A 15841-nucleotide genomic window follows, 5' to 3' on the forward strand; every position below is an offset into this window, starting at 1 on the left:
CGACTTCAGCCCTCGCTGCTTTTGAAAGCGGGCCGTCGATCAAATTCGACCAGGTAACCCGCTCAGTTCTCCGTTTTTGGCCGCCGCGAGCACCTCGCAGCAGCCATTTTCCGCATTACAGGTGCACCTTTCCTGCGGTAGTCAGCAAATGTCGGCGCGCCATCCATAGGTTCGACAGCGCGAACAGCGTCACCAGCTGAGCGGTGTTCTTGGCCAGGCCACGGAAGCGCACCTTCACGTAACCGAACTGGCGCTTGATCACTCGAAACGGGTGCTCGACCTTCGCTCGCACTTGTGCCTTGGCCTTCTCGATCTTGCGCTTGGCTTTGTACAGGGCGCTGCGTTTATCGAGCTTCTTGTAGGTGCTGCGGCGTGCTGCGACCTGCCAGATCACTTCGCGGCCAGCATGTTCGGGGCGCTTTTCGACGCCGGTGTAGCCGGCATCGGCGCAGACGACGTTCTCGTCACCGTGCAGCAGTTTTTCGACCTGGGTGATATCCGCCACGTTGGCTGCCGTGCCTACCACGCTGTGTACCAGCCCCGACTCATCATCCACGCCGATGTGCGCCTTCATGCCAAAGTAATACTGGTTCCCTTTCTTGCTCTGGTGCATTTCCGGGTCGCGCTTGCCGTCCTGGTTCTTGGTCGAGCTGGGCGCGTGGATCAGTGTGGCATCGACGATAGTGCCCTGGCGCAGCGACAGGCCGCGATCCCCCAGGTAGCCATTGATTACGCCGAGGATGCCGGCTGCCAGCTCATGTTTCTCCAGCAAGCGACGGAACTTGAGGATGGTGGTTTCGTCGGGAATACGCTCGAGGCTCAGCCCGGCGAACTGACGCAGGATGGTCGTCTCGTAGAGCGCTTCTTCCATGGCCGGGTCGCTGTAGCCGAACCAGTTCTGCATCAGATGGATACGTAACATGGCCATCAGCGGATAGGCTGGACGACCACCTTCACCCTTTGGGTAGTGTGGCTCGATCAGGGCAATCAATCCCTTCCACGGCACCACCTGATCCATCTCGATCAGGAACAATTCCTTACGGGTCTGCTTGCGCTTGCCGGCGTACTCGGCGTCGGCGAAGGTCATCTGCTTCATGGAAAAACTCGGCTGGCGGGATCGGCGTATTTCACCAGATTCAGGAAGTCTTTTTCAGACCTTCCCTAGGCCGCCGGCAGATCGGCGCGCCGCTGCTCAAGGTCGACAGGCTAAGCCGTGCCGACAAGGTGCGTGAAGTGTCGTTCGAGGTCAGGGCAGGGGAGATCTTCGGCATTTCCGGCCTGATCGGTGCCGGCCGTACCGAACTGCTGCGCCTGATCTACGGCGCCGACCGTGCCGACAGCGGCAGCATCGCCCTCGGCCAGCCGCCCAAGGCTGTCACCATCGACTCGCCCAAGGCTGCGGTGCAGGCCGGTATCGCGCTGATCACCGAAGACCGCAAAGGCGAGGGCCTGCTGCTGACGCAGTCGATCAGCGCGAATATCGCCCTGGGCAACCTCGGCGCGGTATCACGGGCCGGGGTGCTCGATGGCGAAGCCGAAGCGGCATTGGCCGAACGCCAGATCCAGGCCATGCGCATTCGCAGTGCCGGCCCGCAGCAGGTGGTAGGCGAGCTGTCTGGCGGCAACCAGCAGAAGGTGGTGATCGGCCGCTGGCTGGAGCGCGACTGCCAGGTGCTGCTGTTCGACGAGCCCACCCGTGGCATCGACGTCGGCGCCAAGTTCGACATCTATGGCCTGCTGGCCGAGCTGGCGCGCCAGGGCAAGGCCCTGGTGGTGGTGTCCAGCGACCTGCGCGAGCTGATGCTGATATGCGACCGCATCGCCGTGCTGTCGGCCGGTCGCCTGATCGACACCTTCGAGCGTGACCATTGGAGCCAGGACCAGTTGCTGGCCGCGGCCTTTGCCGGTTATCAGAAACGTGACGCACTGCTGCATGAAGCAGCTCCCAGGATGGATGCATGAAAACCACCCCGCTCGACAGCCAAGGCGCCGCACCGGTGCGCCGCAGTGGCACCTATCTTGGCCTGGGTACCTACCTGGGCCTGGCCGGCGCCTTGCTGGCGATGATCGTGCTGTTCTCGTTCCTCAGCAGCCACTTCTGGTCGTACAACACCTTCAGTACCCTGGCCAACCAGATCCCCGACCTGATGGTACTGGCGGTGGGCATGACCTTCGTGCTGATCATCGGCGGCATCGACCTGTCGGTGGGCTCGGTACTGGCGCTGGCGGCCTCCACGGTCAGCGTGGCGATCCTCGGCTGGGGCTGGGGCGTGCTGCCTTCGGCCCTGCTGGGCATGGCCGTGGCCGCGCTGGCCGGCAGCATCACCGGCGGCGTCACTGTGGCCTGGCGCATTCCGTCGTTCATCGTTTCGCTCGGGGTGCTGGAAATGGCCCGCGGCCTGGCCTACCAGTTCACCGACTCGCGCACCGCCTATATCGGTGATGCCTATGCCTGGTTCTCCAACCCCATCGCATTCGGCATCTCGCCGGCGTTCATCATCGCCTTGCTGGTGATTGTGCTGGCCCAGTTGGTGCTGACCCGCACGGTGTTCGGCCGCTACCTGATCGGTATCGGCACCAACGAAGAGGCCGTGCGCCTGGCCGGCATCGACCCGCGCCCGTACAAGGTGCTGGTGTTCGCCCTGATGGGCCTGCTCGCCGGCCTGGCCGCGCTGTTCCAGATCTCGCGCCTGGAAGCCGCCGACCCCAATGCCGGCTCCGGCCTGGAGCTGCAGGTAATCGCTGCCGTGGTGATTGGCGGCACCAGCCTGATGGGCGGGCGCGGCTCGGTCATCAGCACCTTCTTTGGCGTGCTGATCATTTCGGTGCTGGCTGCAGGGCTGGCGCAGATCGGTGCCAGCGAACCGACCAAACGCATCATCACCGGGGCGGTGATTGTCATCGCCGTGGTGCTCGACACTTACCGTAGCCGGCGTGCAGGCCGGCGGAACTGAAAACATGGCAACCATCAAAGACGTCGCGGCACTGGCGGGCATTTCCTACACCACGGTGTCCCATGTGCTGAACAAGACCCGGCCGGTCAGCGAGCAGGTGCGGTTGAAAGTCGAAGCCGCCATCGCCGAACTCGACTACGTACCCAGCGCCGTGGCCCGCTCGCTGAAGGCGCGCAGCACGGCCACCATCGGCCTGCTGGTACCCAACAGCGTCAACCCGTACTTCGCCGAACTGGCGCGGGGCATCGAAGACGCCTGCGAGCGCAACGGCTACTGCGTGATCCTGTGCAACTCCGACGACAACCCGCAGAAGCAGCGCAGCTACCTGCGCGTGCTGCTGGAAAAGCGCATCGACGGCCTGGTAGTGGCTTCGGTAGGGCAGGACAGCGACCTGCTGCAAAGCCTGGCTGGCGTGCGCACGCCCATGGTGATCGTCGACCGCGAACTGGACGGTGTCGATGCCGACCTGGTGCGCATCGACCACGAGCAGGGCGCCTTCCTGGCCACCCAGCACCTGCTGGAACTTGGTCACCATGACATCGCCTACATCGGCGGCCCCGCCGAGACCGGTGTGACCCAGCTGCGCCTGAGCGGCTTCCGCCGCGCCATGGCCGAAGCCGGTGTGCCGGTGCGCAACGACCGCGTGCTGCACTGCGATTTCACCAGCCCCGGCGGCCATGCAGCCGCAGGCCGGCTGCTGGAGGGCAAGCGGCCTACGGCGATTTTTGCCGGCAACGACATGATCGGCTTCGGTGTGTTGCGTGCCGCGGCCGAACGCAATATCAACGTGCCCGGCGAGCTGTCGGTGATCGGCTTCGACGACATCGAGCTCAGCCGTTATGTGTACCCACCGTTGACCACGGTGGGCCAGTCGATTCGCGAGCTGGGCGAGAGCGCCGCGTCGCTGTTGCTGGCGCGTATCGGCACCCCCCGGCAGGGCGCGGCAGAGCAACGCATCGTCGCCCCGCGCATTGTGCTGCGCGAGTCCACCGGGCCGCGTCCGGACCTGTTCAACGATTACCGCTGATGCTAAGGAAATGTCATGAATGCCAAGGTTGTGGTAGTCGGTAGCCTCAACATGGACCTGGTGGCCCGCGCGCAGCGCCTGCCCCGGGCCGGCGAAACACTCCCCGGCGAAAGCTTTTTCACCGTGCCGGGCGGCAAGGGGGCCAACCAGGCAGTGGCCGTGGCGCGCCTGGGTGGCAGCGTGGCGATGATCGGCAACGTTGGCGACGATGACTATGGTCGACAACTGCACCGGGCCCTGTATGTGGAAGGCATCGACTGCCAGGGCGTCAGCACCTGCCAGGGCGTGTCCAGCGGGGTGGCGCTGATCACCGTGGATGCCGCCAGCCAGAACTGCATCGTCATCGTCCCCGGTGGCAACGGCCTGCTGACGCCGCAGTCGGTGCAGCGGTTCGATGCGCTGCTGCAGGCGGCCGAGGTGATCATCTGCCAGTTGGAAGTACCGGCCGACACCGTGGCCTGGACCTTGGCCCGGGGGCATGAACTGGGCAAGCGGGTGATCCTGAACCCGGCGCCGGCGACCGGCCCCTTGCCGGCGGACTGGTTCGCCCGCATCGACTACCTGACGCCCAACGAAAGCGAGGCCGAAGCCCTGACCGGCGTGGCGGTGACTGACCTGGACAGCGCCCGACGTGCCGGCGAATGCTTGCTGAAACTGGGCGCGGGCAAAGTGATCATCACCCTGGGCGCGCAAGGGGCTTTGCTGGTCACCCCTCGGGGCCACCAGCACTTCCCCGCGCCGGTGGTGCAGCCGCTGGACACCACGGCAGCCGGCGACACCTTCATCGGCGGCTTTGCCGCAGGCCTGGTGCGCGGCCTGGAGGAGGGCGAAGCCATCGCCTTCGGCCAGCGCGCCGCGGCCCTGTCGGTTACCCGCGCCGGTGCCCAGCCGTCGATTCCCTACCTGGCGGAGCTTGCGCCATGAAGAAAACCCCGCTGCTGAACGTTGCCCTGTCGCGGACCATCGCCGGCATGGGGCATGGCGACATCCTGGTGATCGGCGATGCCGGGCTGCCGGTGCCGCCGGGCGTCGAACTGATCGACCTGGCCGTCACGCCTGGCCTGCCGGATTTCGCCAGCGTGTTGCGGGTTGTGCTGAGCGAGTTGCAGGTAGAGCGCCACGTGCTGGCCGAAGAGATGCAGAAAGTGGTGCCGCCGGCGCTGGTCGAGATCGAGCGGCTGAAGGGCAAGCTGGGCAAGCGCGAATGGCTGAGCCATGAAGATTTCAAGGCATTGTCACGCAGTGCCCGTGCGGTAGTGCGCACCGGCGAGTGCCAGCCCTACAGCAACATCGCGCTGATTTCCGGCGTGACTTTCTGAAGGCGGGGGCTGCGCCCCCGAATCGCCGGCAAGCCAGCTTCCACAGGTACTGCACAATGCTTGAGGCCGATGCAGTACCTGTGGGAGCTGGCTTGCCGGCGATTGGGCCGCAAAGCGGCCCCAGAAGCCACCACCCAGGCAACAGGAGTGCCACCCATGCTCAAACCCCTGCTACAAGGAATCGCCCTCATGGCCGCAGCCACCACCCTCCAGGCCGCCCCCATCGACCTGATCATCGACACCGACCCCGGCGCCGACGACGTGGTCGCGCTGTTCCTGGCCATGGCCTCGCCCGACGAGCTGAACATCCGCGCCATCACCACTGTGGCCGGCAACGTGCGCCTGGAAAAGACCGCGCGCAACGCCCGCCTGGCCCGCGAATGGGCCGGCCGCGAAGACATCCCCGTGTACGCCGGCGCCGCCCGCCCGCTGGTGCGCAAGCCGATCTACGCCGCCGAGGTGCACGGCGAAGAAGGCCTCACCGGCATCCAGGTTCACGAACCGAAAGCGCCGCTGGCCCGGGGCAATGCCGTGCAATACCTGGTCGACACCCTGGGCACCGCCAAGCCCCACAGCATTACCATTGCCATGCTCGGCCCACAAACCAACCTGGCCCTGGCGCTGATCCAGCGCCCGGATATCGCCAAAGGCATCAAGCAAGTGGTGGTCATGGGCGGTGCCCATTTCAACGGTGGCAATATCACCCCGGCAGCGGAGTTCAACCTCTATGCCGACCCGCATGCCGCCGAAGTGCTGCTGGCCAGCGGCGTGCCGCTGACCTACCTGCCGCTGGACGTCACCCACAAGCTGCTGACCAGCGACGCCCGCCTCAAGCAACTGGCGGCGGTGAACAACCAGGCCAGCAAGCGGGTGGTGGATATCCTCAACGCCTACATCACCCACGACATGGACCTGTACGGCATGCCCGGCGGCCCGGTGCACGACGCCAGCGTCATCGCCTACCTGCTCAAGCCCGAGCTGTTCAGCGGCCGGCGTATCCACATGACCATCGACAGCCGCGAAGGCCCCAGCTTCGGCCAGACCCTTGCCGACTGGTACGGCGTGCTCAAGCAGCCAGCCAACGTGATGTGGGTGGACGAGGGCGATGCCCAGGGCCTGTTCGACCTGCTCAGCGCCCGTTTGGCGCGATTGGAATAGCCGTGTGCGGCGCGTAGCGCTCGAACACCTGGTCGAAGAAGCTGCGTGCCGCCTCGGCGCCGCGATCGCGCACCAGCAGGTCGATGGCAATCAGCAGCAACTCCTCCGGCGTGCCAGGGCTGTACGCGCTCTGGCCTTCGGCCCATTTGACCTTGATATCGGCTTCGATGCTGTGGCTGCTCATGAAAGGCTCTCGCTTGGGGCCCGGGACGAAGGGGCGAACACCTGACCCTGGTGTTCGATGGAGGCGGGGTGCGCTCCACTTCTTGCACTAAATCATGACTTTGCGTCAGTGACCTTGCGGCTTAAGCATATGGCAAACGCAGCGGCTTGTGCAAAATCCGGTCACGATTGCGTTTTCGCCTCGGCTGGCGAGTTCAGGCAGACTTGACCGGTTTTGCAACAAAAGATCAGCGGAACTGTCGGATCAGACAGTTCCCGGACCGATTTAGGAGGCTTCATGTTCCGTACCCGTGCTTACCTGGCAACCCTGGCGGTGGCTGCTGTCCTGGCTGGTTGCAGCACTGGTGGCAATTCTGCTGGTGGCGTTGCGCCAGCCACGCCGGCAGGCAACGATGGCCGCTGCGAAGCCAGCGGCGCCGATTTTGCCATTGGCAAGCCGGCCAGCGCCGAGCTGCTGGAGCAGGCGCGCAAGGCCAGTGGCTCGCAGATGGCCCGCATTCTCAAGCCGCACGACGTGGTTACCCTCGAGTACCGTTCCGAACGCTTGAACCTGAATGTGGACGAGCAGGGCAAGGTGGTTCGCGTCAACTGCGGCTGACACGCGGTCCTTGTAGGAGCGGCCTTGCGTCGCGAAAGGGCCGCAAAGCGGCCCCGGCCATTGATGCTGCGAAGCTGAAACCCAGGGGCCGCTTCGCGCCCCGTCGCGACACAAGGCCGCTCCTACAAAAAAAGCGAGCGCGTGCAGCCTGGTAAACGCCCATAAAAAAACCCGCCACAAGGGCGGGTTTTTTTACAGCTATCCGAATTACTCCGGACGAACCTGTGCAGCCTGCATGCCCTTCTGGCCGCGCTCGGCGACGAAGGAAACAGTCTGGCCTTCTTTCAGGCTCTTGAAGCCGTCAGATTCGATGGCCTTGAAGTGAACGAACAGGTCGTCGCCGCCGCCTGCTGGGGTGATGAAGCCGTAGCCTTTCTCATCATTGAACCATTTGACGGTGCCTTGTTGGCGATTGGACATGGGTGAATCTCCAGAACATTTAGTTTTTTCAGTGGTGCAATGCGGCCGAGGCTACGGAGCACGGAACACATCATAGTCTAATTCTGCGCATCTAGCGCCTTTTACCTTCGCAGGATGTTGATCCAGCTCAAAGAATGGCTGGTCTGCTCTGGCTTTAAGGTTTCAGCTCTTCGGTGCACAGGCCTGTTTCACGACCATCTGGGCCTTCTGCATCAGCTTGGCGTCCACGCCATCGTTGCTGTCGAGGTCGGCAATTTCCGCGTCGGTGAAATTCTTTTTGATGGTTTGCGCGCCACAGTCGCAGTGCTTTTTCGCGGTCGCAGCGTCAACGCCTTGGCCTTGAGCCACTTGCGTGCACTGGGTCATGTAGGCGGCTTCCTTCCCGCCCGGGAAGTTGCCGGCGTTCGCAGCCATGGGCAGCAGCAGGGCCCCAGCGGCCGCCAGGGCCAGAAGAGACGGAACTCGCATAACCAGTTACTCCTTGGGTTAAGGTCTCATCAAGAGTAGGTTGCTTCCCAAGGTCTGATAGGAATTTTTCCGCGTTAGTTCACCGCTGCGGCGTAATTTCCAAATATTTCTGCCTGGCGTGCAACCCGCGTGCTAGCATGCCCGGCTTGCAGCTGACAACTTGCAGCTTGCAGCTATCTTTTTTCTTTCCAGTCACTCTGGTTCGTCCCTGGCAAGCCGAAAGGCTTCTGCCACTGTGAGGCAGGCTTCCCGTTGCGGGAAGGCAGGTCGGATCTTGTACTGGCTCATCCCAACCCACGTGACCTTTGGTAGGGGTCACCACTAGGAGAGGAGGCGCCATGCCCGTTATTACTCTTCCCGATGGCAGTCAACGTTCGTTCGATCATCCCGTATCCGTAGCCGAAGTCGCCGCTTCCATCGGCGCCGGCCTGGCCAAGGCCACCGTGGCCGGCAAGGTCGACGGCAAACTGGTCGATGCCTGCGACCTGATCAGCAACGACGCCACCCTGCAGATCATCACCCCTAAAGATGAAGAGGGACTGGAGATCATCCGTCACTCGTGCGCCCACCTGGTCGGCCACGCGGTGAAACAGCTGTACCCGACCGCCAAGATGGTGATCGGCCCGGTCATCGACGAAGGCTTCTACTACGACATCGCCTACGAGCGCCCCTTCACCCCTGAAGACATGGCCGCCATCGAAAAGCGCATGATGGAGCTGATCGACAAGGACTACGACGTCATCAAGAAGGTGACCCCGCGCGCCGAAGTCATCGACGTGTTCAAGGCCCGTGGCGAAGACTACAAGCTGCGCCTGGTCGAAGACATGCCGGACGAGCAGGCCATGGGCCTGTACTACCATGAAGAATACGTCGACATGTGCCGCGGCCCGCACGTGCCGAATACCCGCTTCCTCAAGGCATTCAAGCTGACCAAGCTGTCCGGCGCCTATTGGCGCGGCGATGCCAAGAACGAACAGCTGCAACGCGTGTACGGCACCGCTTGGGCCGACAAGAAGCAGCTGGCTGCGTACATCCAGCGCATCGAAGAAGCCGAAAAGCGCGACCACCGCAAGATCGGCAAGCAGCTCGACCTGTTCCACCTGCAGGAAGAAGCCCCGGGCATGGTGTTCTGGCACGCCAACGGCTGGACCGTGTACCAGGTACTCGAGCAGTACATGCGCCAGGTCCAGCGCGTCAACGGCTACCAGGAAATCAAGACCCCGCAGGTTGTCGACCGCATTCTCTGGGAACGTTCCGGCCACTGGTCCAACTACGCCGAGAACATGTTCACCACTTCTTCGGAAAGCCGTGACTACGCGGTCAAGCCGATGAACTGCCCGTGCCACGTGCAGGTGTTCAACCAGGGCCTGAAGAGCTACCGCGACCTGCCGCTGCGCCTGGCCGAGTTCGGTGCCTGCCACCGTAACGAGCCGTCCGGCGCCCTGCACGGCATCATGCGCGTGCGTGGCTTCGTGCAGGACGACGCGCACATCTTCTGCACCGAAGAACAGGTGAAGAAAGAAGCCGCCGACTTCATCAAGCTGACCCTGGACGTGTACAAGGACTTCGGCTTCACCGACATCGCCATGAAGCTGTCGACCCGCCCGGCCAAGCGCGTGGGTTCCGAAGAGCTGTGGGACCGTGCCGAAGGCGCACTGGCCGACGCCTTGAACGAATCGGGCCTGGAGTGGGAATACCAGCCGGGCGAGGGCGCCTTCTATGGCCCGAAGATCGAGTTCACCCTGCGCGACTGCCTCGGCCGTAACTGGCAGTGCGGTACCCTGCAGTACGACCCGAACCTGCCAGAACGCCTGGATGCCAGCTATATCGCCGAAGATAACAGCCGAGTTCGCCCGGTCATGCTGCACCGCGCCATCCTCGGTTCGTTCGAGCGCTTCATCGGCATGCTGATCGAGCACTACGCCGGCGTGTTCCCGGCCTGGCTGGCCCCAACCCAGGCCGTGATCATGAACATCACCGACAAGCAGGCCGATTTCGCCCTCGAGGTGGAAAATACCCTGAACGGTAGCGGTTTCCGTGCCAAGTCGGACTTGAGAAATGAGAAGATCGGCTTTAAAATCCGCGAGCATACTTTGCTCAAGGTCCCGTACCTTTTGGTTATAGGGGATCGCGAAGTCGAAACGCAGACCGTCGCCGTACGCACCCGTGAAGGCAAAGACCTCGGCTCCATGCCGGTGGCTGAATTCACGCAGCTGCTCAACAGCGCTGTTGCCCAGCGCGGTCGCCTAGAATCGGAGTAATGACTATTAAGCGTGAAATGAGAAACGATAAACGAACTGCACCGAAAGCCCCGATCAACGAGAATATCTCGGCACGCGAGGTTCGGTTAATTGGCGCTGACGGCGAGCAGATTGGCATCGTCTCGATTGATGAAGCGCTTCGTATCGCTGATGAAGCGAAGCTGGATCTGGTGGAAATCTCCGCCGACGCGCAACCGCCCGTCTGCAAGGTGATGGACTACGGCAAGCACCTCTTCGAGAAGAAGAAGCAGGCCAACGAAGCCAAGAAAAACCAGAAGCAGATCCAGATCAAAGAAATCAAGTTTCGTCCAGGGACGGAAGAAGGGGATTACCAGGTAAAACTACGCAACCTGGTACGTTTCCTTACCGATGGGGACAAGGCCAAGATCTCTCTGAGGTTCCGCGGCCGTGAGATGGCCCACCAGGAGCTGGGCATGGAGCTGTTGAAGCGGGTCGAAGCCGACCTCGCCGAATACGGCTCTGTTGAGCAGCATCCGAAGATGGAAGGACGCCAGCTTATGATGGTCATCGCCCCCAAAAAGAAGAAGTAATCTCCCGGGCACGGCAGGCCTGATGATTATTGTGTAATTTTATCGAATGCGGAGTTCCAACATGCCAAAAATGAAAACCAAGAGCGGTGCTGCGAAGCGCTTCCTGAAGACCGCTTCCGGCTTCAAGCACAAGCACGCTTTCAAGAGCCACATCCTGACCAAAATGTCGACCAAGCGTAAGCGTCAACTGCGCGGTGCCAGCCTGCTGCACCCGTCTGACGTGGCAAAAGTCGAGCGCATGCTGCGCGTACGTTAATTCTGGTTTAGATAGAGGAAGTTACTCATGGCTCGTGTTAAGCGTGGCGTCATCGCTCGTAAGCGTCACAAGAAAATTCTGAAACTGGCTAAAGGCTACTACGGTGCACGCTCGCGCGTATTCCGCGTTGCCAAGCAGGCTGTCATCAAGGCAGGTCAATATGCCTACCGTGACCGTCGTCAGAAGAAGCGTCAGTTCCGCGCACTGTGGATCGCTCGTATCAACGCCGGTGCCCGCACCAACGGTCTGTCCTACAGCCGTCTGATTGCTGGCCTGAAAAAGGCTTCGATCGAAATCGACCGTAAGGTTCTGGCCGATCTGGCAGTGAACGAAAAAGCGGCGTTTGCTGCGATTGTCGAGAAAGCTAAAGCCGTTCTGGCTTAAGTACCCGCGACAATCACCCGGCGGCGCTAGCGCCGTCGGGCATTGAACGTCATCGATAGGGGAAGAGCCTTCAAAGCTCTTCCCCTATTTTCGTATCTGGAGTCTGTACATGGAAAACCTGGATGCGTTGGTCTCCCAAGCCCTAGAGGCCGTGGAGCGCGCTGAAGACATCAATACCCTGGAACAGATCCGGGTGAATTATCTCGGCAAGAAAGGCGAGCTGACCCAGGTGATGAAGACCCTGGGCAACCTGCCAGCCGAAGAGCGGCCGAAAGTCGGCGCGCTGATCAACGACGCCAAAGAGCGCGTCACCGTTGTGCTCAATGCCCGCAAGGCCGCCTTCGAAGAAGCCGAGCTCAGCGCTCGCCTGGCTGCCGAATGCATTGACGTCACCCTGCCAGGCCGCGGCCAGGCCACCGGTGGCCTGCACCCGATCACCCGTACACTCGAGCGCATCGAGCAGTTCTTCACCCACATCGGCTACGGCATTGCCGAAGGCCCAGAGGTGGAAGACGACTACCACAACTTCGAAGCGCTCAACATCCCAGGCCACCACCCGGCCCGGGCGATGCACGACACCTTCTACTTCAATGCCAACATGCTGCTGCGCACCCACACCTCGCCGGTGCAGGTGCGGACCATGGAGTCCACCCAGCCGCCAATCCGCATTGTCTGCCCGGGCCGCGTATACCGTTGCGACTCGGATATCACCCACTCGCCGATGTTCCACCAGGTCGAAGGCCTGCTGATCGATCGCGATATCAACTTCGCCGACCTCAAGGGCACCATCGAAGAATTCCTGCGCGTGTTCTTCGAAAAAGAACTGGCGGTACGTTTCCGCCCATCGTTCTTCCCCTTCACCGAGCCGTCCGCCGAAGTCGACATCCAGTGCGTGATGTGTTCCGGCAAAGGCTGCCGCGTGTGCAAGCAGACCGGCTGGCTGGAAGTGATGGGCTGCGGCATGGTGCACCCGAACGTGCTGCGCATGTCCGGCATCGACCCTGAAGAGTTCCAGGGCTTCGCCTTCGGCATGGGCGCCGAGCGCCTGGCCATGCTGCGCTACGGCGTCAACGATTTGCGTCTGTTCTTCGATAACGACCTGCGGTTCCTTGCCCAATTCCGCTAGGCCCAATCGACGCACATTCTAGGAGAACAGCATGAAATTCAGTGAACAGTGGCTGCGCGGTTGGGTAAACCCGCAAGTCTCCCGTGACGAACTGGTCGCCCGCCTGTCCATGGCTGGCCTCGAAGTCGACAGCGTTACCCCCGCTGCCGGCCAGTTCAGCGGCATCGTCGTGGGCGAAATCCTCGCCACCGAACAACACCCGGACGCCGACAAGCTGCGCGTGTGCCAGGTAAGCAACGGCCAGGAAACCTTCCAGGTCGTGTGCGGCGCCCCTAACGCCCGCCCAGGCATCAAGATTCCGTTCGCCATGATCGGCGCCGAACTGCCAGGCGACTTCAAGATCAAGAAGGCCAAGCTGCGCGGCGTCGAGTCCTTCGGCATGCTGTGCTCGGCTGCCGAGCTGCAAATCAGCGAAGAGAACGACGGCCTGCTGGAACTGGCTGCCGACGCCCCGGTTGGCGAAGACATTCGCCAGTACCTGAGCCTGGATGACGCCAGCATCGAAATCGGCCTCACCCCCAACCGCGGCGACTGCCTGTCCATCGCAGGCCTGGCCCGCGACGTCAGCGCCCTGTACGACACCCCGGTCACCCGCCCGGTAGTGCCAGCCGTACCGGCTGCCCACGACGAAGTGCGCCCGGTCGAAGTCAGCGCCCCGGCTGCCTGCCCACGCTACCTGGGCCGCGTCATCCGCAACGTCGACCTGAGCAAGCCGACCCCGCTGTGGATGGTCGAACGCCTGCGCCGCAGCGACGTGCGCAGCATCGACGCCGCCGTCGACATCACCAACTACGTGATGCTCGAACTCGGCCAGCCGATGCACGCCTTCGACCTGGCAGAAATCAACGGCGGCATCCGCGTACGCATGGCCGAAGAGGGCGAGAAGCTCGTCCTGCTCGACGGCCAGGAAGTTGCCCTGCGCGCCGACACCCTGGTAATCGCCGACCACACCCGCGCCCTGGCCATCGCCGGCGTCATGGGTGGCGAGCACAGCGGTGTGAACACCGAAAAAACCCGCGACCTGTTCCTGGAAAGCGCCTTCTTCGAGCCGATCTCCGTCGCCGGCAAAGCCCGTTCCTACGGCCTGCACACCGACGCCTCGCACCGCTACGAGCGCGGCGTAGACTCGCAGCTGGCCCGCGAAGCCATGGAGCGCGCCACCCAGCTGCTGCTGGACATCGTCGGCGGCGAAGCCGGCCCGGTTGTCGAAGCCGTCAGCGAACAGCACCTGCCGCAAGTGGCCCCGGTCACCCTGCGCGCCGAACGCATCACCCAGATGCTCGGCATGGAAATGGACCCAGCCCAGGTCGAGCAACTGCTCAACGCCTTGGAGCTGACCACCACCAAGAGCGGGGAAGGGCAGTGGACGGTGAACGTGCCGAGCCACCGCTTCGACATCAGCCTGGAAGTGGACCTGATCGAAGAGCTGGCCCGCCTGTACGGCTACAACAACCTGCCGGTTCGCTACCCGCAAGCCCGCCTGGCCCCCCAGGGCAAGCCGGAAACCCGCGGTGACCTGCCGACCCTGCGCCGCCTGCTGGTTGCCCGCGGCTACCAGGAAGCCATCACCTACAGCTTCATCGACCCGAAACTGTTCGAACTGTTCAGCCCGGGCGTAGAGCCGCTGCTGCTGGCCAACCCCATCTCCAGCGACATGGCCGCCATGCGCGCGTCCCTGTGGCCGGGCCTGGTCAAGGCACTGCAGCACAACCTGAACCGCCAGCAAGACCGCGTGCGCCTGTTCGAAAGCGGCCTGCGCTTCGTCGGCCAGCTCGGCGACCTGAAGCAGCAGCCGATGATCGCCGGCGTTGTCACCGGCAGCCGCCTGCCAGAAGGCTGGGCCAACGGCCGCGACGGCGTCGACTTCTTCGACGTGAAGGCCGACGTGGAAGCCCTGCTGGGCTACTCCGGTGCCCTGAGCGACTTCACCTTCAGCGCCGGCAAGCACCCAGCCCTGCACCCAGGCCAGACCGCCGCCATCGAGCGTGACGGCAAGCTGGTCGGCTACCTCGGCGCCATCCACCCAGAGCTGGCAAAAGCCCTGGACCTGGACCGCCCGGTGTTCCTGTTCGAGCTGGTGCTGGGCGACGTGGTCGAAGGCCGCCTGCCGAAGTTCAGCGAGCTGTCCAAGTTCCCGGAAACCCGCCGCGACCTGGCTTTGATCGCAGGACGTGATGTAGCTTCTAGCTCGGTGCTTGAAGTAATTCGTGACAATGCAGGCGAATGGCTCACAGACCTCAGGCTGTTTGATGTCTACCAAGGTAAAGGCATTGATCCTGATAGAAAAAGCCTTGCCGTCGGCTTGACCTGGCAGCATCCATCGCGCACTCTTAACGACGATGAGGTGAACGCCGCACTGCAAAACATCCTCACCTCGCTCGAACAAAGGTTGAACACCACGTTAAGGAAATAACGGCATGGGTGCTCTGACGAAAGCTGAGATGGCCGAAAGGCTGTACGAGGAGCTGGGGCTTAACAAGCGTGAGGCCAAGGAGCTGGTCGAGCTGTTTTTTGAAGAAATTCGGCACGCACTTGAAGAGAACGAGCAGGTCAAGCTGTCCGGTTTCGGCAACTTCGACCTTCGCGACAAACGCCAGCGGCCGGGCCGCAACCCCAAGACAGGGGAAGAAATCCCGATCACCGCACGGCGCGTCGTCACCTTTCGTCCAGGGCAGAAGTTGAAGGCCCGGGTTGAGGCCTATGCTGGAACCAAGCCATAACGACGAACTGCCCCCCATACCGGGCAAAAGGTACTTCACCATTGGTGAGGTGAGTGAGCTTTGTGCGGTAAAACCGCACGTGCTGCGGTATTGGGAGCAGGAGTTCGATCAGCTCAATCCCGTGAAGCGGCGGGGGAATCGGCGGTACTATCAGCGGCAGGATGTGCTGATGATTCGCCAGATTCGTGCGCTGCTTTATGACCAGGGGTTCACCATTGGCGGGGCTCGGTTGAGGCTTTCCAGTGATGAGGCCAAGGATGAGTCTAGCCAGTATAAGCAGCTGATTCGGCAGATGATTGTCGAGTTGGAGGATGTGTTGGTGGTGTTGAAGAAGTGAGCTGGGTTTTTGATGAGTGAAATTTTTTGAGAAAAAGCTTTCATTTATCAGGAGGTTAGGGTACATTCTTCAACGTTCT

At 62.4% G+C, this 15841-nt stretch carries 18 protein-coding genes and 1 pseudogene; 15 read left to right on the forward strand and 4 right to left on the reverse strand.

The window, feature by feature from the left end; translation table 11 throughout:
• Positions 1 to 115: 115 nt before the first annotated feature.
• On the reverse strand, positions 116 to 1096 hold the full coding sequence (locus ACK56M_RS10730) for an IS5-like element ISPpu18 family transposase (RefSeq protein WP_058178368.1): 981 nt from the start codon (positions 1094 to 1096) through the stop codon (positions 116 to 118).
• A 56-nt stretch (positions 1097 to 1152) separates the two neighbouring features.
• Here ACK56M_RS10730 and ACK56M_RS10735 point away from each other — a divergent pair.
• The 6 genes and pseudogenes from ACK56M_RS10735 to ACK56M_RS10760 form a co-directional block, all read left to right on the forward strand.
• Positions 1153 to 1962, forward strand: a pseudogene (locus ACK56M_RS10735) (ATP-binding cassette domain-containing protein); the annotation flags it as partial.
• Positions 1959 to 2954: an ABC transporter permease gene (locus tag ACK56M_RS10740; protein ID WP_015269786.1), complete on the forward strand. Its 996-nt coding sequence runs from the start codon at positions 1959 to 1961 to the stop codon at positions 2952 to 2954. The pseudogene ACK56M_RS10735 and the gene ACK56M_RS10740, both read left to right, overlap by 4 nt.
• 4 nt (positions 2955 to 2958) lie before the next feature.
• On the forward strand, positions 2959 to 3981 hold the full coding sequence (locus ACK56M_RS10745; protein WP_015269787.1) for a LacI family DNA-binding transcriptional regulator: 1023 nt from the start codon (positions 2959 to 2961) through the stop codon (positions 3979 to 3981).
• 15 nt (positions 3982 to 3996) lie between these two features.
• Positions 3997 to 4905, forward strand: a complete 909-nt coding sequence (rbsK, locus tag ACK56M_RS10750; RefSeq protein WP_015269788.1) for a ribokinase — start codon at positions 3997 to 3999, stop codon at positions 4903 to 4905.
• The gene (gene rbsD / locus ACK56M_RS10755; protein ID WP_015269789.1) at positions 4902 to 5300 is read left to right on the forward strand and encodes a D-ribose pyranase; all 399 of its coding nucleotides are present in this window, start codon (positions 4902 to 4904) and stop codon (positions 5298 to 5300) included. The genes rbsK and rbsD overlap by 4 nt, the downstream gene beginning before the upstream one ends.
• Positions 5301 to 5456: 156 nt before the next feature.
• Complete coding sequence (locus tag ACK56M_RS10760; RefSeq protein ID WP_191472910.1) at positions 5457 to 6458, forward strand: nucleoside hydrolase; 1002 nt, start codon at positions 5457 to 5459, stop codon at positions 6456 to 6458.
• Here the strand turns inward: ACK56M_RS10760 and ACK56M_RS10765 are convergent.
• Complete coding sequence (locus ACK56M_RS10765; RefSeq protein WP_003260960.1) at positions 6430 to 6642, reverse strand: hypothetical protein; 213 nt, start codon at positions 6640 to 6642, stop codon at positions 6430 to 6432. The two genes, ACK56M_RS10760 and ACK56M_RS10765, sit on opposite strands and share 29 nt — an antisense overlap.
• Positions 6643 to 6918: 276 nt before the next feature.
• On the opposite strand from ACK56M_RS10765, the gene ACK56M_RS10770 reads away from it, so the two are divergent.
• Complete coding sequence (locus tag ACK56M_RS10770) at positions 6919 to 7239, forward strand: I78 family peptidase inhibitor (protein WP_191472908.1); 321 nt, start codon at positions 6919 to 6921, stop codon at positions 7237 to 7239.
• A 207-nt stretch (positions 7240 to 7446) separates the two neighbouring features.
• Here the strand turns inward: ACK56M_RS10770 and ACK56M_RS10775 are convergent, their stop codons facing one another.
• The gene (locus ACK56M_RS10775; protein ID WP_003250656.1) at positions 7447 to 7659 is read right to left on the reverse strand and encodes a cold-shock protein; all 213 of its coding nucleotides are present in this window, start codon (positions 7657 to 7659) and stop codon (positions 7447 to 7449) included.
• Positions 7660 to 7821: 162 nt separating this feature from the next.
• On the reverse strand, positions 7822 to 8127 hold the full coding sequence (locus tag ACK56M_RS10780) for a hypothetical protein (protein ID WP_411959451.1): 306 nt from the start codon (positions 8125 to 8127) through the stop codon (positions 7822 to 7824).
• A 338-nt stretch (positions 8128 to 8465) separates the two neighbouring features.
• Here ACK56M_RS10780 and thrS point away from each other — a divergent pair, with 338 nt between their 5' ends.
• The 8 genes from thrS to ACK56M_RS10820 all read left to right on the forward strand — a co-directional run bounded on the left by thrS (position 8466) and on the right by ACK56M_RS10820 (position 15762).
• Complete coding sequence (gene thrS, locus ACK56M_RS10785; protein WP_054572421.1) at positions 8466 to 10388, forward strand: threonine--tRNA ligase; 1923 nt, start codon at positions 8466 to 8468, stop codon at positions 10386 to 10388.
• On the forward strand, positions 10388 to 10939 hold the full coding sequence (infC, locus tag ACK56M_RS10790; RefSeq protein ID WP_013972005.1) for a translation initiation factor IF-3: 552 nt from the start codon (positions 10388 to 10390) through the stop codon (positions 10937 to 10939). Before thrS ends, infC begins: the two co-directional genes overlap by 1 nt.
• 61 nt (positions 10940 to 11000) lie before the next feature.
• The gene (rpmI, locus tag ACK56M_RS10795) at positions 11001 to 11195 is read left to right on the forward strand and encodes a 50S ribosomal protein L35 (RefSeq protein WP_003250667.1); all 195 of its coding nucleotides are present in this window, start codon (positions 11001 to 11003) and stop codon (positions 11193 to 11195) included.
• Positions 11196 to 11222: 27 nt separating this feature from the next.
• On the forward strand, positions 11223 to 11579 hold the full coding sequence (gene rplT / locus ACK56M_RS10800; RefSeq protein ID WP_003250671.1) for a 50S ribosomal protein L20: 357 nt from the start codon (positions 11223 to 11225) through the stop codon (positions 11577 to 11579).
• Between the two features lie 109 nt (positions 11580 to 11688).
• Positions 11689 to 12705, forward strand: a complete 1017-nt coding sequence (pheS, locus tag ACK56M_RS10805; protein WP_013972006.1) for a phenylalanine--tRNA ligase subunit alpha — start codon at positions 11689 to 11691, stop codon at positions 12703 to 12705.
• 31 nt (positions 12706 to 12736) lie between these two features.
• Positions 12737 to 15118: a phenylalanine--tRNA ligase subunit beta gene (pheT, locus tag ACK56M_RS10810; RefSeq protein WP_102083871.1), complete on the forward strand. Its 2382-nt coding sequence runs from the start codon at positions 12737 to 12739 to the stop codon at positions 15116 to 15118.
• Positions 15119 to 15122: 4 nt separating this feature from the next.
• Positions 15123 to 15425, forward strand: a complete 303-nt coding sequence (ihfA, locus tag ACK56M_RS10815; protein WP_003250679.1) for an integration host factor subunit alpha — start codon at positions 15123 to 15125, stop codon at positions 15423 to 15425.
• Positions 15406 to 15762, forward strand: coding sequence for a MerR family transcriptional regulator (locus ACK56M_RS10820; protein ID WP_003250681.1), 357 nt, complete (start codon positions 15406 to 15408; stop codon positions 15760 to 15762). Before ihfA ends, ACK56M_RS10820 begins: the two co-directional genes overlap by 20 nt.
• Positions 15763 to 15841 lie beyond the last annotated feature (79 nt).

It is taken from the genome of Pseudomonas sp. s4, from assembly GCF_046764235.1.
GTDB lineage: Bacteria > Pseudomonadota > Gammaproteobacteria > Pseudomonadales > Pseudomonadaceae > Aquipseudomonas > Aquipseudomonas asiatica.